Raw genomic sequence first — 19,919 nt, 5'->3', positions numbered from 1 at the left:
CAGTACCTTAACGAGGTTTCCCGCCTGCCGCGACCAAACGGCCGATTCTCCCCGATCAAGGAGCGTCGTGCGCGTCTCGGTTCATCCTCGGAGAGGCTGGGACCACACGCCCTATGCTGGCGCGGCAGAGGTAGCGTAGGGCGCACCGGGCGGGGGAGGGTGTTGCGTGTGGACGGGGCGAGGCTGCGGTATCCGCCGGGAGCCCTGGTCATCCTGACGGGGCTGCCGGGAGCGGGCAAGACCACGCTGCTGCGCCGCCTGTACGGCATGCACGGCGCCGAGAGCCTGCCCGTCACCTCCGGCGCGGTCGTGGTGATCGACTCCTCGCAGTCCAGGCGGCACTGGGACGGCCGGATCACCTGGGCGCCCTACCCGGTGCGCCGCGCCGTGGTGTTCGTCACCCACCTGACCCGCATCCGGCAGGCCCTGACCCAGGGCCACTCGGTGGTCGCGCACAACCGGGGCTGCGGCCCGTACGTGCTGCGCGGCTTCGCCTGGCTGGCCCGCCGGTACGGCGCGGGCTTCCACCTGCTCCTGCTGGACGCGCCGCCCGGCGAGGCGCTGGCGGGACAGCGGGCCAGGGGCCGGGTGGTGGCGCCCAGGACGTTCGCCCGGCACCAGCGCAGGTGGGACAGCCTGCTAGCGCGGGTCAAGGGCGGTGACCCGGCTCCGGCGGCCGGGGCGTACATCGTGAACCGGGCGGAGGCGGGGCTGCTGGAGGCGATCGTGTTCGATCCGGCGCCGGGTGTCGATCCGCGCCCGCGCCGTTCGTACAAGGGCTGAGCGGAAGGAGCGAATCCATGCAGCGATACGTGCTCACCATCTACCAGCCCGACGGCGAGCCGCCCGGCCCCGAGATCCTCGAACCGATCATGCGTGACCTCGGCGCGCTGGAGGAGGAGATGAAGGCCGCCGGCGCCTGGCTCTTCTCCGGCGGGCTGCGGCCACCCGGGGAGGCGGCCGTGCTGCGCCCGCGCGGCGGCGAGGTGCTCACCATGGACGGCCCGTACACCGAGGGCAAGGAGCACATCGGCGGTTTCACCGTGATCCAGGCGCCCGGCCGGGACGCGGCGCTCGACTGGGGCCGCAGGCTGGCCGCGGCGAGCACGCTCCCGATCGAGGTGCGGGAGTTCTGGGGCTGAGCGCGAACCGAAGGCCCCGCCACCACCGGCGGGGCCTTCGGCCGAGCGGAGCTTCCGGCCAGGCGGGCCTTCGGTCAGCAGGACCCTCGGCGCCAGGCGGGGCTTCGGCCGGCCGGGCTTCCGGTCAGAGCACGGGCAGGTAGCGGCCGAGCTCGAACTCGGTCACGTGGCGCCGGTACTCGCGCCACTCGCTGCGCTTGTTGCGCAGGAAGAAGTCGAAGACGTGCTCGCCCAGCGTCTCGGCCACCAGCTCGCTGCGCTCCATGACCTCGATCGCGTCGTTGAGCGAGCCGGGCAGCGGCTGGATGCCGAGGGCGCGCCGCTCGGCGCTGGTCAGCGTCCAGACGTTGTCCTCGGCGGCGGCCGGCAGCTCGTAGCTCTCCTCGATGCCCTTCAGCCCGGCGGCCAGGATCAGCGCGAAGGCCAGGTAGGGGTTGCAGGCCGAGTCGAGCGAGCGGAACTCGATGCGGGTCGAGCCGCCCTTGTGCGGCTTGTACATCGGCACCCGGACCAGGGCCGAGCGGTTGTTGTGGCCCCAGCACACGTAGGAGGGCGCCTCGCCGCCCTGCCCGGCGATGGCCTCGGCGCCGCCCCAGAGCCGCTTGTAGGAGTTGACCCACTGGTTGGTGATGGCCGTGATCTCGGCGGCGTGCCGCAGCAGCCCCGCGATGAACGAGCGCCCGATCTTGGACAGCCGGTAGTCGGAGCCGGCCTCGTAGAAGGCGTTGCGGTCGCCCTCGAACAGCGACATGTGCGTGTGCATGCCGGAGCCGGGGTGCTCGGTGAACGGCTTGGGCATGAACGAGGCCCAGATGCCCTGCTCCAGCGCGACCTCCTTCATGACCAGGCGGAAGGTCATGATGTTGTCGGCCGTGGTGAGCGCGTCGGCGTAGCGCAGGTCGATCTCCTGCTGGCCGGGCGCGCCCTCGTGGTGGCTGAACTCGACGGAGATGCCCATCGACTCCAGCATCATGATCGCCTGGCGGCGGAAGTCGTGGCCGGAGCTGTGGGGCGTGTGGTCGAAGTAGCCGCCGGAGTCGATCGGCTCGGGCCGCTCGCCCGGCTCGGGACGGTTCTTCAGCAGGAAGAACTCGATCTCCGGGTGGGTGTAGAAGGTGAAGCCCATGTCGGCGCACTTGGCGAGCGTGCGCTTGAGCACCCAGCGCGGGTCGGCGTGCGACGGCGTGCCGTCGGGCATGAGGATGTCGCAGAAGATGCGGGCCGCGCCCGGCGTCTCGCTGCGCCACGGCAGGATCTGGAACGTGGCCGGATCGGGCTTGGCGAGCATGTCGGACTCGTAGACGCGGGCGAAGCCCTCGATGGCCGAGCCGTCGAAGCCGATGCCCTCGGCGAAGGCCCCCTCGAGCTCGGCGGGCGCGATCGCGACGGACTTGAGGAAGCCGAGCACGTCAGTGAACCACAGCCGGATGAACCGGATGTCGCGTTCCTCGAGCGTGCGGAGCACGAACTCCTGCTGGCGGTCCACGGCATCCCCTCGTTCGTACGGACAGTACAGGTGTACACACCAGCATGCCGTGTCCGTGTTTCGCACACGTTACGGGGGGTGCCGGTGCGAGCCTCGCTGACAAAGGGCCCGCCCCGACTTACTGTGATCACGCAGTCAGTCTCGGGGGAGGCATTGGTGGCTATCGACCTGCTCAATCACAAGCTCGATCGGGCGTTCGACCACATCGACGCGAGCGGCAACGGCGTCGTCGAGCGCGAGGACCTGCTGGGGCTGGGCGCCCGTATCCTGGTGGGCTTCGGGGAGTCCCCCACCTCGGTCGCCGGGGCGAGTCTCGTGGACGGCTTCGACCGCATCTGGTCCACCCTGTCGGAGACGCTGGAGCGCGACGGCGACTGCGGCATCGCGCGCCCGGACTTCCTGCGCGGGATGACGGCGGCGTTCGTCACGGGCGACCAGTACGACCCGGTGTTCAGGCCGGCCACGGTCGCGGTGGCGGAACTGTGCGACGGCGACGACGACGGGGAGATCGGGCCGGGCGAGTTCCGCACGATGTTGTGCGCGTTCGGGGTGGCCTACGACGACGTGGACCAGGCGTTCGACCGGCTGGACCGGGCGGGCAGGGGCGTGCTCACCGTGGACGAGCTGGTCACGGCCGCCGCCGACTACTACCGCGGCGACGACCCCAACGCCGCCGGCAACTGGCTTTTCGGACCCCTGTGAACAGCACGGTGAAGAACACTCCAGTGAAGAGCGCCGCGAAGGACACCGCGAAGGACACCGCGAAGGACACCGTGAGCACCGCCACGACCACCACCGTGTTCGCCACGGTGTTCACCACCGCGCGCACCGCCCTGCGCTCGGCCCTGACGTCCCTGCTGCCGCTGCCGCGCAGGGGCGGCTCGGCGGCGCTGGCGCTGCTGCCGCTCACCGAGCGGGTGCCCGCGATGGCGGCGCCGTGCAGGATGCATCCGGCCGTGTACGCGATCGAGGCCGCGGTCATCGACTGGGCCAGGCGTACCGGCCTGCGCGCCGATCCGGGGGTCGGCTACCACCGGATGGCTGGCCGGGCGTTCGCCGAGTTCGACGCGGCCGCGGCGGCGCTGTTCGCGCAGTGGCTGACCTGGCTGTTCCATCTGGACGACGAGCTGGACGAGCGCTCGGGCCCGCTGGAGATCTTCCACGGCATGCTCAAGGGCACCTCCTGCCATCCGCTGGAGGCGGCCTTCGCCGACCTGTGGCGGGTGACGAGCGTGCGGATGAGCGACCAGTGGCGGGCCAGGTTCGCGGTGGGGCTGCAGCGCCAGTACGACGCCTGCCGCGCCGAGGCGGAGAACCGCGCGGCGGGGCGGATGCCGACGCTGGAGGAGTATCCGGCGCTGCGCAGGGGCACGGTCGGCCCGTACCTGTACGACCTGGTGGAGCCGTGCCTGCGGGTGGAGGTGCCGGTCTGGGTGCACGAGTCGGACCCGTGGCAGCAGCTCGTGAACGCCTGCAGCGACGTCACGGCCTGGTGCAACGACGTGGCCTCGCGGCCGAAGGAGCGCGGCGACGTGCACAACTTCGTGGTGCTGGCGATGCGGCAGCTCGGCCTGGGCGAGCGGGAGGCGACGGCCTGGGTGCTGGACCGGATCGCCGCGCGCTGCCAGGACATGCGCAAGGCGGCCAGGCGGCTGCCGCTGGACGACCTGGCGCCGAAGGCGGCCAGGGACGTCAGCAAGGTGGCCTGCGCCTACCTGGCCGCCCCGCGCGCGCACCTGGACTGGCTCCTGGAGTCCCAGCGCTACGCGTGAGGCCCGCGCACGCTACGCGTGTGCCCTGGGGCCGGCGGCGAGCATGTCGCCGGCCAGGGTGCGGCGGTAGACGACCTGCTTGCCGATCCGCATGCCCACCGCCAGCCCGCCGCCGCTGAGCACGCCGAGGTGCTGGCTGACCGCGCCGGGCGTGAGCGACATGCGGACGGCCAGCGCCGAGGTGGTGGCGGGCTCGGCGAGCGCGAGCAGGATCGCGGCCCTGCTCCGGCCGATCAGCGCGGCGAGCGCGCCCGGCGCGGGCGGCGGGCCCTGCTCCCACAACGTGCCGACGCCCTGCACGGGGTAGACGAGCATCGACTGGTACGGCGCCGTCATCACGGCCACGGCCGGCCAGTAGAACGCGCTGGGCACCAGCACCAGCCCGTCGCCGTGCAGCCCGCCGGACGCGCACCAGGGCCGGTCGACGAGCAGCAGCTCCCCCGTCCACTTCACGGCCGGGTCGAGCGCGGCGAACAGCTCGCGCGCCCCGCCCTGGGCGAGCTGCCGCGACCGGCGCAGCACGTCCCGCTCCAGCAGGGCGTACACGCGGGGCCAGAACTCGGCGAAGCACCCCTCCCAGTACGCCTCCAGCGCGTCTGCCACCCTCGACACCCCGGCCTCGGGGTCGGCGACGAACCGTTGGATCACGGCCGGGTCCGTGCCGCGCACCTTCAGCGCCTCCTCGCGGGCCAGCGCGGGGTCGGTGCGCCTGACCCGGTCCAGCTCGGCGGCGAAGTCGGGCATCGGCGTGTCGGGCGGCGGGGTGATGAAGTCGGCCAGATAGCCGCTCGGCGGCACGAGTGCGAACAGCTCGGACAGGTCGAGCCCGGCCAGGCGGGGCCGCACGGCCTTGAGCCAGGGCAGGTGGATCGACTGCCGGGCGGGCTGCTGGAGGGTGCGCAGGCTGGCCACGAGCTCCCACATCGGGGAGAAGGCGAACCGGATGCGCGCCACGTCCTCCGGCCTCAGCGCCCAGGTGATGGACATGCTTTTAGTGTGCGCTAAATCGTTCGCACCGCGAAACCGGAAATCTCACCCTATGAGGCGTGTCAAGCACTACTGCCGAGAGGCCCTCCTTCCTCAAGTCCCAGATCGGCGGACTGCCCCGCCCGTTCTGGGCACTGTGGGGCGGCACGCTGGTGAACCGCCTGGGCACCATGGTCATGCCCTTCACCGGCGTCTACCTGACCCAGAGCCGCGGCCTGTCCGTGGCCGCGGCGGGCCTGGTCATGGGCGTGTTCGGCGCGGGCTCGCTGCTGTCGCAGCTCGTCGCGGGCGTGCTCGCGGACCGGATCGGGCGCCGGGCCACGCTGTCGGGCGGCATGCTGGCCACGGCCGCCTGCATGCTGGCACTGGGGTACAGCACCTCGCTGCCCGCGATCCTGGCCTCGATGTTCGCGCTCGGGCTGGTGATCGACGTCTACCGGCCGGCCTCGAACGCGCTGGTCGCCGACCTCGTCTCGGCCGAGGAGCGGCCCCGGGCGTACGGGCTGCTGTTCTGGGCGATCAACCTCGGTTACTCGGTGGGCATGACGGCCGGCGGATGGCTGGCCGGGCTCGGGTTCGTCTGGCTGTTCTGGATCGACGCGGTGTCGAGCGTGGTCTTCGCCGTGCTGGTGTGGCGGGCGGTGCCCGAGACCAGGCCGGAGACCAGGCAGGTGACGGGCGGGTTCGGGGTGGTGCTGCGCGACCGGGTGATGGTCGGGTTCACGCTGGTCGCGCTGGGCAACGCGCTGGTCTACTCGCAGACGATGACCATGCTGCCGGTGGCGATGACCGGCGTGGTGAAGCTGTCGCCCCAGGAGTTCGGGGTGGCCATGGCGCTGAACGGGATCCTGATCGTCGTCGTGCAGCCGCTGGTGTCGGGGTGGCTGGGGCGCAGGGACCCGGCGCGCACGTTCGCGCTGGGGCTGGCGGTGATGGGCGTCGGGTTCGCGATGACGGCGTACGTGACCAACGTGCTCGGGCTGGCGGTGACGATCGTGATCTGGACGGCCGGGGAGATCGTCACGGCCGGGATCCCCGGCGCCATCGTGGCCGCGCTGGCGCCCGCCGAACTGCGCGGGCGGTACTCGGGGCTGTTCGGGTTCTCGTGGTCGTTGTCGGCGGTGCTGGCGCCGCTGCTCGGCGGGCCGCTGCTGGAGCTGGGCTCGGGGGCGCTGTGGTTCACGATCGGCGGGGTCGGCCTGGCGTCGGCGGCGGGCATGCTGCTGCTCGGCCCCGCGGTCCGGCGCCGCTGACCGTGCTGACCGTGCCGGCCGCGGCCCGCTATTGTTGCTCCGACCAGGTGCGGAGCACGTTGAGAAAATTTTGATCGGACGTTGGCAGCCCACCGGTAATTTTCACCCCGATCATGGGGTGGGAAGGGCGGTGGGATGCGCCACGCAGGTCTGGCGCGCAGTGTGGCGATCGGCATGGCCACGCTCGCCGTCGTGTTCGAGCTCGCCGACATCTGGGTGACGGCGCAACTGCCGCAACCGTCCTGGACGCCGCTGCCGCTCGCCCCCGAGGACGTGGCGGGCACGGCGTTCTCCGTCTTCGGCGCGATCCTCGTGAACAGCAGGCCGCGGCTGGTGATCGGCTGGCTGCTGTGCGTCGGCGGGCTGAGCGCCGCCGCCAACATCCTGTCGGCGAACACGTTCCACCTGCTGTTCGGGCACGCGGCCGTGGGCTGGCCGCTGATCAACCTCACCTGGCACGTGCTGCAGCTCGCGCTGGGCGTGCTGCTCCCCCTGCTCTACCCGGCCGGCAGGCTGCTGTCGAGGCGCTGGCGCTGGGTGGTCGTCCTGGCCGTCATGGGCGTCGCGCTCGACTGGGCCGGCGCGCTGAGCGGGCAGAGAACGTTGCGGGAGCCCGCGCACTGGATGGTGTCGGCGGCCATGGCGCTGGCGTTCGTCTCGCTGGTGGTGCGGTTCAGGCGCGGCGACGCGGCCGAACGGCGCCAGCTCCTGTGGCTGGTGGTGGCGCTGCCCGGGCTGCTGGTGCCGTGGATGCTGGGCGATCCGTTCTGGTGGCTGGCGACGCTGTTCATCCCGCTGATCCCGGCGGCCATCGCGGTGGCGGTGCTGCGTTACCGGCTGTTCGGCATCGACACGCTGATCACCCGCGCGCTCATCGGCACCGCGCTGATCATCGTGACCACCGGCGTGTACGTGGCGGTCAGCGCCGCGAGCAGCCTGTTCCTCGCCGAGGTCGACGAGGTGGCCGGGATCGCGGCGGCGGTGTTCGCCGGGGCGGCCTTCCAGCCGATGCGGCGCGGCATGCAGCGCGGCGTGGACCGGCTGCTGTACGGCAGCACCGGCGTGCCGGGCACGCTGGCCAGGCGGCTGCGGCACCGGCTGCAGCACGCCGACCCGGTGCACGGGCTGCTGGCCACCCTGGACACGCTGCGCGAGGGCCTGTCGGTGACGGGCGTGGCGGTCGAGCTGGACGGCACGACCACCACCTCCGGCTCGCTCGGCCCGCCCGCGCGGGTGATCTCCCTGGTGTGGCACGGCGAGCCGGTCGGGCTGCTGCTGGTCGGGCCGACCGACAGGCGCAGGTTCCCCGCGGCGCACGACGAGCGGGTGCTGGCCACGCTCACCCCGTACATCGCCGACGCGGCGCACGCGGTGCGGCTGACGGCCGCGTTGCAGCGCTCGCGCGAGCGCATCCTGACCGCGCGCGAGGAGGAGCGGCGGCGGCTGCGCCGCGACCTGCACGACGGGCTCGGCCAGTCGCTCACCGGCATGGCCATGTCGATCAACGCCGCCCGCCTGTCCGTGCGCAGCGCGCCCGAGCGCGCTGACCTGCTGCTGGCCGAGCTGCGCGCCGGCATGGACGCGGTCAGCGGCGACATCAGGCAGCTCGTGTACGGCCTGCGCCCGCCGGCGCTCGACGAGCTGGGCCTGGCGGGGGCGGTGACGGAGCTGGCCGGCACGCCGGTCGAGGTCTCCGGCGGCCTCGACGGGCTGCCCGCGGCCGTCGAGGTGGCCGCGTACCGGATCGTGCAGGAGGCGCTCACCAACGCCCGCAAGCACTCCGGCGCCGCCACGATCGCGGTCGCGCTGCGGCGGGCGGAGACCTTGCGGATCACCGTCACCGACGACGGGAGCGGGATCCCGCCGGACGCGCGGGCGGGGGTCGGGCTGGGCTCGATGCGCGAGCGGGCCGCCGAGCTGGGAGGCACCTGTGTCGTGCGGGAGGCGGAGGGAGGGGGCACCGTGGTCGACGCCGAGCTGCCTCTCTGATATTTCCCCATATACCCAGACCCGTTCTGCCTCTACAGTTACGCCTGACATGCTGACCTTCACCGCTCTCGGACCGTTCCAGGCCTGGGCCGACGGCGCCCCCCTCGACCTCGGCGGCCAGCGGCAGCGGGCGGTGCTCGCACGCCTGCTCGTCGCCGGTGGCCGCGCCGTGCCCGTGCACACCCTCATCGACGAGCTCTGGCCGGGCGACCCGCCGGCGCAGGCCCTGTCCACGATCCAGGGCTACGTCTCGCGGCTGCGCCGCGCCCTGGAGCCCGGCCGCGCGCCCCGCGAGGAGGCCGGGGTGCTGGTGTCCGCGCCGCCCGGGTACGCGTTGCGCGCCCGTACCGAGCAGGTGGACGCCTGGCACTTCGAGAGCCTGGTGAAGTCCGACGGCACGTCCGCACAGGTGTGGGCGGCCATGGACACGGCGCTGGAGCTGTGGCGGGGGCCGGCGCTGGCCGAGTTCGCGGAGCTGAGCTGGGCCGCGACCGAGGCCGGGCGGCTGGAGGAGCTGCGGCTGATCGCCGTGGAGCGGCGGGCCGACGCCGGGCTGGCGCTGGGCCGGGCGACGTCGCTGGTGGCGGACCTGGAGGCGCACGCGTCGGCGCACCCGCTGCGGGAGGAGGCGTGGCGGCTGCTGGCCGTGGCGCTCTACCGGATGGGGCGCCAGGGCGACGCGCTGGCGGCGCTGCGCAGGGCGCGCGCCGTGTGGCGGGACGAGCTGGGGCTGGACCTGTCGGCCGGGCTGAAGCGGCTGGAGGCCGACATGCTGGCCCAGCGCCTGGATGAGCCCGCCGCCGAGCCCCCCGCCGAGCCCCCCGCCGAGCCCGCGGACGGCGGGGTGCTGCGCGTGCTGGTGGCCGATGACCAGGCGCTGGTGCGTACCGGGCTGAAGGCCATGCTGGACAGCGAGGCCGGGTTCGCGCCGGCGGGCGAGGCGGCCAACGGCGAGGAGGCGATCACGGCCGTCCGCGAGACGCGTCCCGACGTGGTGCTGCTCGACATCCAGATGCCGCGCCTGGACGGCCTGGCCGCCGCGCGCAGGATCCTGGCCGGGGAGCGGCCGCCGAAGGTCGTCATGATGACGACGTTCGGCAGCGACGAGAACCTGTACGCGGCGCTGCGGGCCGGGGTGAGCGGGTTCGTGCTGAAGACCTCGCCGCCCGAGCAGATCCTGGCCGCGATCAGGGCCGCGGCGGCCGGCGACGCGCTCATCGACCCGGCCGTGACCACGCGGCTGATCTCGGCGTTCACCGGGCGCACCGACCCGGCCTCGCCGCCGGCGCTGGCCGGGCTCCCCGACGACCGGCTGGACGTGCTCAAGCTCGTCGCCCGCGGGCTGACCAACCGGCAGATCGGGCAGACGCTCGCGCTGCCCGAGGAGGAGGTGGGCCTGGTGGTGAAGTCGCTGCTGGAGCACCTCGGGCTGTTCGACAGGGCGCAGCTCGTGATGGCCGCGTACGAGTCGGGCCTGGTCACCCCAGGGGCGAAATGACCGGCTTTTCGTCGCTTTGACGATAAAAATCGGGGCGTACTAGGCTGTTCACGTGGCACAACTCCGCATTGCCCTGGCACAGACGAACCCGACCGTCGGCGACCTGAGCGCCAACGCCGACAAACTGATCGCGTGGACCCGCGACGCGGCGGAGCGCGAGGCCCATCTCGTGGTCTTCACCGAGATGTTCCTCACCGGCTATCCGGTGGAGGACCTCGTGCTGCGCACCTCCTTCGTGGACGCCAGCATCCGGACGCTGGAGGAGGTGGCGCGCAGGCTGGAGCAGGAGGGCCTGGGCGACCTGCCGGTGGTCGTCGGCTACGTGGACCGCGCCGGCCTGGCCCCCCGCGTGGGCCAGCCGAAGGGCGCCCCGCTCGACGCCGCCGCGCTGCTGCACAAGGGCGAGGTGGTCACCCGGACCGCCAAGCACCACCTGCCGAACTACGGGGTGTTCGACGAGTACCGCTACTTCGTGCGCGGCGACCGGCTGCCGATCTTCCGGCTGCACGGGGTCGACGTGGCGATCGCGGTGTGCGAGGACCTCTGGCAGGAGGGCGGCCCCGTGTCCGTCGTCGGGCAGGCGGGGGCCGGGCTGCTGGTGGCGCCGAACGCCTCGCCGTACGAGAAGGAGAAGGACGACGTACGGCTGGAGCTGTGCGTGCGCCGGGCCCGCGAGGCCGGGTGCGGGCTCGTCTACGTCAACCAGGTCGGCGGGCAGGACGAGCTGGTCTTCGACGGCGACTCGATCGTGGTGGACGCGTCGGGCGAGCTGGTGGCGCGGGCCGCGCAGTTCGAGGAGGAGCTGCTGGTCGTGGACCTCGACGGCCTGCCCGTCTCCGACGCCGAGCCGGGCACGTACCCGTACGACGCGGGCGACGGCTCCACGATCACGGTCGAGAGGCTGGTGCTGTCCGCCGAGCCCGTCGCGCCGTACACCGCCGTGCCCTCCGCCGTCCCCGAGCGGCTGGACCTGCACGCCGAGGTCTACTCGGCGCTGGTCCTGGCGGTGCGCGACTACGTGGCCAAGAACGGCTTCCAGTCGGTCATCCTGGGCCTTTCCGGCGGCATCGACTCCGCGCTGACCGCCACGATCGCCTCCGACGCCATCGGCCCCTCGCGCGTCAACGTGGTGCTCATGCCCTCCCGCTACTCCTCCGACCACTCGCTGGCCGACGCCGAGGAGCTGGTACGCAGGCAGGGCGTCAACGCGCAGGTGGTGCCGATCGCCGACATCGTCAACGCGTTCGAGAAGGAGATCGAGCTATCGGGCCTGGCCGCCGAGAACCTCCAGGCCCGGGTGCGCGGCATGATCCTCATGGGCCTGTCGAACGAGCACGGCCACCTGGTGCTGACCACGGGCAACAAGAGCGAGCTGGCCACCGGCTACTCCACCCTCTACGGCGACTCCGCCGGCGGCTTCGCGCCGATCAAGGACGTGCCGAAGACGATGGTGTGGGAGCTGTCCAGGTGGCGCAACGCCAACTCCGGCCCGGGCTTCCTGCTCCAGGCCGAGCGGCCGATCCCGGAGAACTCGATCACCAAGGAGCCGAGCGCGGAGCTGCGCCCCGACCAGCGCGACACCGACTCGCTGCCGCCGTACGAGGTGCTGGACCGGCTGCTGGACGACTACGTCGAGAAGGACATGGGCTCGCAGGAGCTCATCGCGGCCGGGCACGATCCCGCGCTGGTGACGCGGGTGATCCGGCTGGTGGACCTGGCCGAGTACAAGCGCCGCCAGTACCCGCCCGGCCCCAAGATCACGCCCAAGAACTTCGGGCGTGACCGCCGCCTGCCCATCACCAACCGCTGGCGGGAGAGCACCAGCTAGGCCGTCGCCGCTCCGAGCGCGAGCGACCCCACGGCCAGGGCCAGGAAGCCCGCCGGATAGGCGAAGTTGTGGAACACGCGGGCGCGGACGTGCACGACGACCGCGCCCGCGAAGTACGCGACCAGCCCGGCCGCCGCCGCGAGCCCGAGGAAGCGCACGCCCAGCAGCCCGAGGACCAGGCCCGCCGCCCCCGCGGCCTTCAACGCGGCCAGCAGCGGCAGCCAGGAGCTCGCGATACCCAGCTCGCTGGAGTTGGCCAGGACGAACCTGGCGCGCGCCACGTCCGCCGCGGCGGCCCAGACGTTGGCCGCGATCGTCATGAAGGTCACCGCCAGATAGGCGCCGTACATCTTTCGCACCTCCTTTCCCTCCAGCCTTGCCGGGCCCGCCACGGGCGTCCAATACCCGCATCCATAACCTGATGGCATGGATGTGGACACCCGTTTGCTGCGTTACTTCGCCGCCGTGGCGGAGGAGGGCGGCCTCACCCTCGCCGCCGGGAGGCTGTACGTGTCGCAGCCCGCGCTGACCAAGCAGATCAAGCAGCTGGAGGCGCAGCTCGGGGTGCGGCTGTTCACGCGCTCCAAGGCCGGGATGGCGCTCACCGAGCCGGGCCGGGCCCTGGCCGAGCGGGTGCCCGACCTGCTGGCCGCCTGGGACCTGGCGCTGCGCGCGACCCGGCGCGCGGCCGGCGAGGCGGCGCGCGTGCTGCGGGTCGGCTTCCTGGCCAGTGCCGCGAACGAGGCCACCCAGGAGATCGTGGCGGCGTTCGCGCGCCGGCGGCCCGGCTGGCGGGCCGACATGCGGCAGGCCTCGTGGGCGAACCCGAGCGCCGGGCTCGCCGGCGGGGAGGTCGACGTCGCCCTGCTGCGGCTGCCGTTCCCCGGGCAGGCCGAGTTCCGCGTGGAGGTGCTGTTCAGCGAGCCGCGCTGGATCGCGCTGCCCTCCTCGCACCCGCTCGCCGAGCGGGAGGTGATCGCCTTCAGCGAGCTGTGGGACGAGCCGTTCGTCGCGGCGCCGGAGGAGACCGGGGCGTGGCGGGACTACTGGGTGGGCGCCGATGAGCGCGACGGGCGTCCGGTGCGCATCGGCGCCGTCACCGGCCAGCCGGACGAGTGGCTGAGCGCGATCGCCAACGGGTACGGCGTCGCCCTGGCGCCCGAGTCGGCGGCCCGCTACTACGCGCGGCCCGGGGTCACGTACCGGCCGGTCACCGGGGTCAGCGCGAGCCAGGTCGCCGTCGCCTGGGCACCTGCGGACGACGCCGATCCCGTCGTGCAGGACTTCGTGCGGTGCTGCCTTGAACACACGTAACCAGCAGGTTACGCTTTCGGGTGTGAGCGAGGCGGCGAGGGCGCGCGTGGACGAGGCGTCGCGCCTGGGCGAGGCGGAGGAAGCCTGTCCGGGCGAGGCGGTGGAAGCCTGTGCGGACGAGGCGGTGGAGGCGCGCCTGGACGAGGTGGCAGGGGCCGTCGCCGACCCGGTGCGGCGGCAGATCCTCGTGCTGCTGCGGCAGGGGCCACTGCCGGCCGGTGAGGTCGCCGAGCGCTTCGCGATCAGCCGGCCCGCCGTCAGCCGCCACCTGCGGGTGCTCAGGCGCAGCGGGCTGGTCCGCGCCGAGCTCGTCGGCAGGCAGCGCCTGTACACGCTCGATCCCGGGCCGTTCGGGGAACTGGTCGCGTGGCTCGGGCCGTTCGTGCGGCCTCCCGGCTGGGAGCACCGCCTCGACGCGCTGGAGACCGAGGTGTACCGCACGCGCCGGGAACGCCGTACCACGGGTGACGCCTCGCCAGGCGTCTCCGGAGAGGAGAGCACCGCATGAGCCCCATCCCCACAGGCCGGCTGTTCGGCACCGACGACGGCACGGACCTCGTCCTCACCCGCACCTTCCGCGCGCCCGCGGGCGACGTGTGGGCCAGCATCACCGAGCCCGAACGCACGGCCCGCTGGTTCGGGCCGTGGGAGGGTGACGCGGCGCCCGGCCGTACGGTCAAGGTGCAGCTCGTCTTCGAGGAGCAGCAGCCCTGGTCCGACCTGCGCATCGACGCCTGCGAGCCGCCCCGCCGCCTGGCCGTCTCGTCCGTGGACGAGCACGGGGCCTGGCACGTCGAGCTGCTGCTGGAGGAGTCGGACGGGGTGACGGAGCTGCGGTTCGTCCAGCACCTCGACACGGTGGACGGCATCGGGGAGATCGGTCCCGGCTGGGAGTACTACCTGGACCTGCTCGTCGCCGCGCGCGACGGCTCGCCCGCGCCGGGCTTCGACGCGTACTACCCGTCGATGCAGGCGTACTACACCGGGCTCACCACCTCCGGCGACTGACGACCAGAGGCTCACCACGTCCGGCCAGTGACGACCGGCGTTCACCACGTCCGGTCACGGACGACCTGGGCTCACCGCGTCCGGCCACCGACCACCGGCCCTCCCGGCCGGGGACGACCGGCGGCCTGGAATTGTCGGTGGCTCCTGGCACAGTGGCCGCGTGGCTCAACCCCTGAAAGACATGATCAACAACCGGTCGGTGTCGGTGCTGGCCGACGGCCTGGCCGCCGCCTGGCCGGCGTTCCCGCGGGCGCGCTTCACCGCGCAGGCCCTGACCGGGCTCGACGGCCTGGAGCTCAAGGCCCGCGTCGCGCACGTCGCCGCGGCCCTGCACGACGCGCTGCCCCTGCCCTATCCGCAGGCCGCCGCGCTCGTGCGCGAGTGCGCCGCCACGCTCGACATGTGGAGCGGCTGGCCCGCCACCGAGCACACCGCCGTCCAGGGGCTCGACCACCTGGAGGCCGCGATGGAGACGCTGGCCGCACTCACGCCGTACGCCACGGGCGAGTTCGCCGTCCGCCCCTACCTGGAGCGCTACCGCGACGACGCCATCAAGATCATGTACGGGTGGGCGGAGTCGCCCGACGAGCACCTGCGCCGGCTGGCCTCGGAGGGCTCGCGCCCGCGCCTGCCGTGGGCGACCCGGGTCGGCTGGCTGATGACGCCGGGCCCGACGCTGCCCCTGCTCGACCGGCTGCGCGACGACCCGAGCGAGTACGTGCGCCGCTCGGTCGCCAACCACGTCAACGACCTGGCCAAGGATCATCCGCAGGTCGCGCTGGAGCTGCTGGCGGAGTGGCGCGCAGGCGGCGGCTCCCACGTGGAACGGGTGCTGCGCCACGCGGTCCGCGGGCTGCTGCGGGCCGGCCATCCCGAGGCCCTGGCCCTGGTGGGCGCCACGCCGGGCAGCGGCGCCGTGAACGAGCTGTCCCTCGACTCGCCCACCGTGGCCGTGGGCGGCAAGCTGGCCTTCACGGTCACGGTCACGGCGGAGGCGGCGGGGCCGGTGCTGCTGAAGTACGCCGTGCGGCGGGCGGGCTCGCGCCGCGTGTTCCATCTCGGGCAGCGGGAGGCGGGCGGGGCCGGCGAGACGTTCACCGTACGCAAGAGCCACTCCTTCCGCCCGGTCACCACGCGCGACGAGCCGCCGGGCCCGCGGGAGCTCGATGTGATCGTCAACGGTAGGGTGGCCGCGACCGTCCCGTTCACGTTGACCGGGGCCGAGGTGGCATCGATCTCGTGAGGCACCGGCCGAGAGGGGTCTTGTGACGGACGAGGCGCGGGACATCGACCTGCTCCAGATCGAGCTGGGCGTCATCTGGCGCCTGGACGAGCGCGGGCGCCTGCCGGGGCCGGAGGACATGGTGATCGGCGTGGCGGCCGGCGGCATGACCGCGGCCGTCGCGAGCGGCGTACCGGATGAGCTGGCCGAGCGCCTGCTCTCCCTCGTCACCGCGAGCACCCCCACTCCGCCGGACCTCGGCACGCCACCAGACCTCAGCACCCCGCCAGCCCCCGGCACCCGACCAGGCCTCGGCACTCCGCCAGAGCCCAACGCCCCGCCAGCCCCCGGCACCCGACCAGGCCTTGGCACCCCGCAAGGCCCCAACGCCCCGCCAGACTTCGGCACGCCACCGGACGTGCTGGCGGCCTGCCGGGCCTTGCTGGGGGGCGAGAAGGTCAAGGTGTCGGGAGGCCCCAGCTACCTCGTGACCCCGCCCGTCCGGGCCGGCCTCGCGGTGGAGGTCCTCAGATCGGACTCCGCCGAGCACCTCCACCTCGTACGCTCCTTACCGCGGCCCGGCTCCTGGGAGCCCGCCGAGTGGGCCGAGCTCACCAGCGGCAGAGCGGGAGCGCCCTGGGCGATGGTCGCCGAGGACGGGCAGGTGGTCTCGATCTGCCACAGCGCCCGCCTCACCCCGCTGGGCGCCGAAGCCGGCACCTGGACCTCACCGGCGTACCGCGGTCGCGGCTACGCCGCCGCCACCACGTCCGCCTGGGCCGACCAGTTGCCCGGGATCCACCTGTTCTACAGCACGAGCGCGGACAACCACTCCTCGCAACGGGTGGCCCAGCGCCTGCGACTCCGCCCTCTCGGCTGGTTCTGGCACCTCACCACCTGACACCACCCACCTCCCACCCGAGCCACTGCATGGAGCGGCCACCCGCACAAGGCCACCCTCACGCCACAGCCTCTGACGGCCCAGCCTCCCTCACGGAGCGGGCCGCTCGGCCTCAACCCGGCACCACCCAGCGCCGGTGCGGCGAGGCGCCACGCGGCGATGACCGGCGCAGCACGCACGGCGCCCAACCGGCAGGCGCACAACCCTCAGGCGCACAACCCTCAGGGGCACGGTCAAGAGGCACCCCACCCGACAGATGCGCGACCGGCAGACCCACGCCCGAGCAGGTCCCCGGCCGGGTTCACCCGTGGGTTCCCGCGTGCAGGACCTCCCGTTCCCAGTCCTCCCGCGGCTGGGTGTGCAGCCGCCAGTAGTGCTCGGCGATGTCGTCCGGATCGAAGGCCGTACCCGGCGCGACGGGCCCGGCGACCGTGACGCTGGCCGCGTGCACACCCGACGGCCCGTACTCCTCGTCCAGCATCGCCACCAGCGTCCGCACCCCGGCCTTGCCCAGGGAGAGGCTGACGTACGCGGGCTTGGGTTCGGGCATTCCGCCGGTGACGATGAACGTTCCGCCGCCGCGCCGCGCCATCGCGGGCACCACGTGCGCGGCCGTGATGAGCGCGCCCACCACGTTCACCGACCACGCCTCGAGCTGCGCCCGAGCGTTCGCCTCAGCGAGCGAGTCAGGGCGGATGACGGCAGCGTTGTACACCACGACGTCCGGCGTGCCGAGCGCGCCCGTCGCCGCGTCGAGCGCCGCGCGCAGCTCGTCCTCGTCCCCGCAGTCCGCTCGGTACGTGAGCACTCCGTCCAGGCCGAGGGAGCTACCGGTACGCGAGACGAGCCCCACCGCCAGCCCCTCCTTGGCGAACCGGCGGGCCACCGCCCGCCCGATCCCCGGTCCCGACCCGACGATCACCGCTCCAGGCATCGATCCGCTCCTTCACGTTGTTGTCGCATTCATGACGCTCGCGACGGTAAGGCGTCACATCGATGTGAAGGTCAAGGAAGTTCATGAGGATCGGTGACCTGGCCCGCGAGACCGGGGTCAGCAGGCGGCTGCTGCGCTACTACGAGGAGCAGGGCCTGCTGCGGCCCCGGCGGCTGGCGAACGGCTACCGCGAGTACGGCGACGCGGACGTGGCCGCCGTGCGCCACATTCGTACGATGCTCGCCGCCGGCCTGCCCACGTCCGTCATCGCGCGGCTGCTGGACTGCGTCCACGACGACGGCGACCGGATGGTGCCGACCGCCTGCCCCGGCATGGTGGACAACCTCCAGCGCGAACGCCGCCGCATCGCCGAGAGCATCGAACGGCTCCAGACGTCCCAGCAGGCGCTCGACACCATGCTCGCGACCGTCCGGCAGCAGCCCCGCTGACGTCCTCACCCCTGGGACGGCGAGGCGTCCGAAGGGTCGCGGAGTGCCAGGGCCTCGGCCTCGGTCAGCCCCGTGCGGGCCGCCACCCGCCGCCGGGCCCGCACCTGCGCGCTCGTCCGCGGCCGGTACTTCGGCTCCTGCCCGCACCCGCAGGGCTCGAACCCCTCGTACCGCAGCCCGGCCTCCAGCACGGCGGCGACCGCCCGCCACCCCCGCTCGTCCGCCCGCCGCGGCGCGGCGAAGTCGTGACCGGCGTACAGCATCGGCCGGCGGCAGCGGGCGCAGCGGTGCTCCCCGCCGTGCCACGGCTGCTTGTGGCTGCGGCGGCACGGCAGGCAGACGTAGTGGACCTTGTAGTGGACCATCGCGTAGGTGCACATGGCCGCCAGGCTAGCGGCGCCGGATCATGGCCGCAGGCCGGTTTCCGCCTCCCCCGTCGCAGGGTCGTACGGAACGGACAGGTGCTGGTGCACCATCACCCACTCGCTCGCGGTCGCGTGCCAAGCTACCGCCGCCGGGATCTGGGAGGATCGTGAGGCCATGACGGAGATGACCCGCTGTGTCGCGTGCGGCGGCGGCACCGTGGCCCCCGACGGCCACTGCTGGGACTGCGGGGCCGCGCAACCGGCCTTCCGCTCCCACGTCGAGCTCACGACGGACGCCGGCGCCGCCGGGGTCAGCGACCGGGGCCTGCGACGGGCCGTGAACGCCGACGCGATGGCCCTGGCCAGGGCGGGCGCGTGGGCGGTGGGTGTGGTGTGCGACGGCGTGTCCATGTCGCCCCGCCCGGAGCGCGCCGCCCAGGTCGCCGCCGACGCGGGCGCGGCCACGACGATCGCGCTGCTGCGCGCGGGCGCGCTGCCGGAGACGGCGCTGGCGGAGGGAGCGATCCGGGCGGGCCGGGCGGTCACGGCCCTCGCCGGCTCACGCGAAGCTCCCCTCGGCGCGCCGTCCGCCCGCCCCCGGGATCCGCTGACGCAGGGGGCGCCCGCGTGCACGTACGTCGCCGGCATCGCGGGCCCGGACGGCGTGTGGGCCTGCTGGGTCGGCGACAGCCGCGCGTACTGGCTCCCCGGCGAGGGCGTCGCGACGGCCATGACGGAGGACGACACGGGCGAGCACGAGGCCCTGTCCGCCTGGCTGGGCGCCGACGCGGGCCGCCCCGAGCCGCGCGTCCGCAGCTACCGCCCCAGCACCCCGGGTCTCCTGCTGCTGTGCACGGACGGCCTGTGGCGCCACTTCCCCGACGCCGGCGCCCTGCGCGACCAGGCCCGTGCCGATGGCCTGCACAGCCGAACCCATTCCAACGACCAGCGCGGCCAAGCCCGTGCCGGCGGTCTGGACGCCGCCCGGGCCCTCGTCGACCACGCCCTGGCGGCAGGCGGCCAGGACAACGTCACCGCCCTGCTCCTGCCAGCCGGGCCTCGATCCCGTCGAGGATGAGGCCCAGGCCGAGCAGGAACTGCCCGTCGAAGTCCGCGTCCTCGACCTGGCTGAGCCGGGCGAGCTCGCCGTCCAGGTGCCCTGCCACCTTGGCGCGGATCTCGGCGTCCGCGGCAGGCGTGCGGACCTTCTGCCACCAGGTGTTCTCCGCGGCGACGAACCCGTTGACGTAGGACGTCAGCGTCCCCACGGCGGCGGTGAGCACGGGCCCCTCCAGCCCCGCCCCGGCCAGGGCGGAGTAGAACAGCCGGGACCGGGCCACGGCCTGGGGCCCCAGCAGCGGGCGGGTGGCGGTGAGCGCGGGCACCCAGGGGTGGCGGCGCATGACGGCGCGGCTCTGCGTGAGCTGCGCGGTGAGGAAGTCGCGCCACGGCCCCGCCTCCCCGGGCGCCTCGATCTCGCCGATCACCTCGTCCAGGGCCAGGTCGAGGACGTCCTCCTTGCTCTGGACGTACTCGTAGAGCGACATCGTCCCGGCGCCCAGCCGGGCGGCGAGCGCCCGCATGGAGAACCCGGCCACGCCCTCCGCGTCGAGGAGCGCGACGGCGGCCTCGACGATGCGCTCGCGTGACAGCCGGGGCCTGCGCGGGCGGGCGTCCTCGCGGAACCAGATCGTCTCCGGCATCCTCCAGCCTTTCCGTGCACTGTACGGAAATCCGTACGGCTAGCTTAGGCGCCCCAACGACACCGTGG

Annotated in this window: 21 protein-coding genes; 15 read left to right on the top strand and 6 right to left on the bottom strand. The window is 73.3% G+C overall.

Translation table 11 applies throughout. From position 1 onward, the window contains the following. Positions 1-168: 168 nt before the first annotated feature. Positions 169-783 (top strand): ATP-binding protein, encoded by a 615-nt coding sequence (locus AB0I79_RS01215; protein ID WP_357865653.1) that lies wholly within the window; start codon positions 169-171, stop codon positions 781-783. A gap of 17 nt (positions 784-800) precedes the next feature. After that, a complete protein-coding gene (locus AB0I79_RS01210) occupies positions 801-1,142 on the top strand; it encodes a YciI family protein (protein ID WP_357865652.1) in 342 nt (113 codons plus the stop codon). Between the two features lie 124 nt (positions 1,143-1,266). On the opposite strand, the gene AB0I79_RS01205 is transcribed toward AB0I79_RS01210, so the two are convergent. After that, positions 1,267-2,628 (bottom strand): glutamine synthetase family protein, encoded by a 1,362-nt coding sequence (locus tag AB0I79_RS01205; RefSeq protein WP_357865650.1) that lies wholly within the window; start codon positions 2,626-2,628, stop codon positions 1,267-1,269. Between the two features lie 156 nt (positions 2,629-2,784). Here AB0I79_RS01205 and AB0I79_RS01200 point away from each other — a divergent pair, with 156 nt between their 5' ends. Together AB0I79_RS01200 and AB0I79_RS01195 are read left to right on the top strand one after the other, a co-directional pair. Then, a complete protein-coding gene (locus AB0I79_RS01200; protein WP_357865648.1) occupies positions 2,785-3,330 on the top strand; it encodes a hypothetical protein in 546 nt (181 codons plus the stop codon). A gap of 23 nt (positions 3,331-3,353) precedes the next feature. Beyond that, positions 3,354-4,400 carry a terpene synthase family protein gene (locus tag AB0I79_RS01195; RefSeq protein WP_357865646.1) on the top strand — a complete coding sequence of 349 codons (1,047 nt, stop codon included), beginning with the start codon at positions 3,354-3,356 and terminating at the stop codon, positions 4,398-4,400. Between the two features lie 12 nt (positions 4,401-4,412). On the opposite strand, the gene AB0I79_RS01190 is transcribed toward AB0I79_RS01195, so the two are convergent. Further along, a complete protein-coding gene (locus tag AB0I79_RS01190) occupies positions 4,413-5,387 on the bottom strand; it encodes a DUF5937 family protein (RefSeq protein ID WP_357865644.1) in 975 nt (324 codons plus the stop codon). Positions 5,388-5,446: 59 nt separating this feature from the next. Here AB0I79_RS01190 and AB0I79_RS01185 point away from each other — a divergent pair, with 59 nt between their 5' ends. The 4 genes from AB0I79_RS01185 (at position 5,447) to AB0I79_RS01170 (ending at position 11,955) form a co-directional block, all read left to right on the top strand. After that, positions 5,447-6,640, top strand: a complete 1,194-nt coding sequence (locus AB0I79_RS01185) for an MFS transporter (protein ID WP_357865643.1) — start codon at positions 5,447-5,449, stop codon at positions 6,638-6,640. Positions 6,641-6,775: 135 nt separating this feature from the next. Continuing rightward, on the top strand, positions 6,776-8,629 hold the full coding sequence (locus tag AB0I79_RS01180; RefSeq protein WP_357865641.1) for a sensor histidine kinase: 1,854 nt from the start codon (positions 6,776-6,778) through the stop codon (positions 8,627-8,629). A gap of 49 nt (positions 8,630-8,678) precedes the next feature. Then, the gene (locus tag AB0I79_RS01175) at positions 8,679-10,127 is read left to right on the top strand and encodes a BTAD domain-containing putative transcriptional regulator (protein ID WP_357865640.1); all 1,449 of its coding nucleotides are present in this window, start codon (positions 8,679-8,681) and stop codon (positions 10,125-10,127) included. 52 nt (positions 10,128-10,179) lie between these two features. Continuing rightward, the gene (locus AB0I79_RS01170) at positions 10,180-11,955 is read left to right on the top strand and encodes an NAD+ synthase (protein ID WP_357865638.1); all 1,776 of its coding nucleotides are present in this window, start codon (positions 10,180-10,182) and stop codon (positions 11,953-11,955) included. Here the strand turns inward: AB0I79_RS01170 and AB0I79_RS01165 are convergent. Then, positions 11,952-12,305 carry a DoxX family protein gene (locus AB0I79_RS01165; RefSeq protein WP_357865637.1) on the bottom strand — a complete coding sequence of 118 codons (354 nt, stop codon included), beginning with the start codon at positions 12,303-12,305 and terminating at the stop codon, positions 11,952-11,954. The two genes, AB0I79_RS01170 and AB0I79_RS01165, sit on opposite strands and share 4 nt — an antisense overlap. Positions 12,306-12,381: 76 nt before the next feature. On the opposite strand from AB0I79_RS01165, the gene AB0I79_RS01160 reads away from it, so the two are divergent. The 5 genes from AB0I79_RS01160 (at position 12,382) to AB0I79_RS01140 (ending at position 16,400) form a co-directional block, all read left to right on the top strand. After that, positions 12,382-13,269, top strand: a complete 888-nt coding sequence (locus AB0I79_RS01160) for a LysR family transcriptional regulator (protein ID WP_357865635.1) — start codon at positions 12,382-12,384, stop codon at positions 13,267-13,269. A 22-nt stretch (positions 13,270-13,291) separates the two neighbouring features. Continuing rightward, a complete protein-coding gene (locus AB0I79_RS01155; protein WP_357865634.1) occupies positions 13,292-13,777 on the top strand; it encodes a metalloregulator ArsR/SmtB family transcription factor in 486 nt (161 codons plus the stop codon). Further along, positions 13,774-14,277 (top strand): SRPBCC family protein, encoded by a 504-nt coding sequence (locus AB0I79_RS01150; protein WP_357865633.1) that lies wholly within the window; start codon positions 13,774-13,776, stop codon positions 14,275-14,277. The genes AB0I79_RS01155 and AB0I79_RS01150 overlap by 4 nt, the downstream gene beginning before the upstream one ends. A 160-nt stretch (positions 14,278-14,437) precedes the next feature. After that, positions 14,438-15,520: a hypothetical protein gene (locus AB0I79_RS01145; protein ID WP_357865631.1), complete on the top strand. Its 1,083-nt coding sequence runs from the start codon at positions 14,438-14,440 to the stop codon at positions 15,518-15,520. 22 nt (positions 15,521-15,542) lie between these two features. After that, positions 15,543-16,400 carry a GNAT family N-acetyltransferase gene (locus tag AB0I79_RS01140; RefSeq protein ID WP_357865629.1) on the top strand — a complete coding sequence of 286 codons (858 nt, stop codon included), beginning with the start codon at positions 15,543-15,545 and terminating at the stop codon, positions 16,398-16,400. Positions 16,401-16,701: 301 nt separating this feature from the next. Here AB0I79_RS01140 and AB0I79_RS01135 read toward each other — a convergent pair whose 3' ends face one another. Beyond that, on the bottom strand, positions 16,702-17,334 hold the full coding sequence (locus tag AB0I79_RS01135; protein WP_357865628.1) for an SDR family NAD(P)-dependent oxidoreductase: 633 nt from the start codon (positions 17,332-17,334) through the stop codon (positions 16,702-16,704). An 83-nt stretch (positions 17,335-17,417) separates the two neighbouring features. Between AB0I79_RS01135 and AB0I79_RS01130 the strand changes: the two genes are divergently transcribed. Next, entirely contained in the window at positions 17,418-17,783 is a 366-nt protein-coding gene (locus AB0I79_RS01130; RefSeq protein ID WP_357865627.1) for a MerR family transcriptional regulator, read from the top strand. A 5-nt stretch (positions 17,784-17,788) separates the two neighbouring features. Here the strand turns inward: AB0I79_RS01130 and AB0I79_RS01125 are convergent, their stop codons facing one another. Further along, positions 17,789-18,163 (bottom strand): hypothetical protein, encoded by a 375-nt coding sequence (locus AB0I79_RS01125; RefSeq protein ID WP_357865625.1) that lies wholly within the window; start codon positions 18,161-18,163, stop codon positions 17,789-17,791. A gap of 160 nt (positions 18,164-18,323) precedes the next feature. On the opposite strand from AB0I79_RS01125, the gene AB0I79_RS01120 reads away from it, so the two are divergent. Then, entirely contained in the window at positions 18,324-19,226 is a 903-nt protein-coding gene (locus AB0I79_RS01120; RefSeq protein ID WP_357865624.1) for a protein phosphatase 2C domain-containing protein, read from the top strand. On the opposite strand, the gene AB0I79_RS01115 is transcribed toward AB0I79_RS01120, so the two are convergent. Further along, entirely contained in the window at positions 19,180-19,851 is a 672-nt protein-coding gene (locus tag AB0I79_RS01115; protein WP_357865623.1) for a TetR/AcrR family transcriptional regulator C-terminal domain-containing protein, read from the bottom strand. The genes AB0I79_RS01120 and AB0I79_RS01115 overlap by 47 nt on opposite strands. Positions 19,852-19,919: the final 68 nt, after the last annotated feature.

Origin of the sequence: Nonomuraea sp. NPDC050202 (genome assembly GCF_040656115.1) — a bacterium.
GTDB lineage: Bacteria > Actinomycetota > Actinomycetes > Streptosporangiales > Streptosporangiaceae > Nonomuraea.
Note: the sequence above shows the minus strand (reverse complement) of the source record. Positions and strands in the feature narration are given on the sequence as shown.

Bases quoted from the DNA above. Each gene is read 5' to 3' on its own strand.
- AB0I79_RS01210 (WP_357865652.1), top strand. From the start codon at position 801: ATGCAGCGATACGTGCTCACCATCTACCAGCCCGACGGCGAGCCGCCC.
- AB0I79_RS01190 (WP_357865644.1), bottom strand. From the start codon at position 5,387: ATGTCCATCACCTGGGCGCTGAGGCCGGAGGACGTGGCGCGCATCCGG.
- AB0I79_RS01180 (WP_357865641.1), top strand. From the start codon at position 6,776: ATGCGCCACGCAGGTCTGGCGCGCAGTGTGGCGATCGGCATGGCCACG.
- AB0I79_RS01175 (WP_357865640.1), top strand. From the start codon at position 8,679: ATGCTGACCTTCACCGCTCTCGGACCGTTCCAGGCCTGGGCCGACGGC.
- AB0I79_RS01165 (WP_357865637.1), bottom strand. From the start codon at position 12,305: ATGTACGGCGCCTATCTGGCGGTGACCTTCATGACGATCGCGGCCAAC.
- AB0I79_RS01160 (WP_357865635.1), top strand. From the start codon at position 12,382: ATGGATGTGGACACCCGTTTGCTGCGTTACTTCGCCGCCGTGGCGGAG.
- AB0I79_RS01150 (WP_357865633.1), top strand. From the start codon at position 13,774: ATGAGCCCCATCCCCACAGGCCGGCTGTTCGGCACCGACGACGGCACG.
- AB0I79_RS01135 (WP_357865628.1), bottom strand. From the start codon at position 17,334: ATGCCTGGAGCGGTGATCGTCGGGTCGGGACCGGGGATCGGGCGGGCG.
- AB0I79_RS01130 (WP_357865627.1), top strand. From the start codon at position 17,418: ATGAGGATCGGTGACCTGGCCCGCGAGACCGGGGTCAGCAGGCGGCTG.
- AB0I79_RS01125 (WP_357865625.1), bottom strand. From the start codon at position 18,163: ATGTGCACCTACGCGATGGTCCACTACAAGGTCCACTACGTCTGCCTG.
- AB0I79_RS01120 (WP_357865624.1), top strand. From the start codon at position 18,324: ATGACGGAGATGACCCGCTGTGTCGCGTGCGGCGGCGGCACCGTGGCC.
- AB0I79_RS01115 (WP_357865623.1), bottom strand. From the start codon at position 19,851: ATGCCGGAGACGATCTGGTTCCGCGAGGACGCCCGCCCGCGCAGGCCC.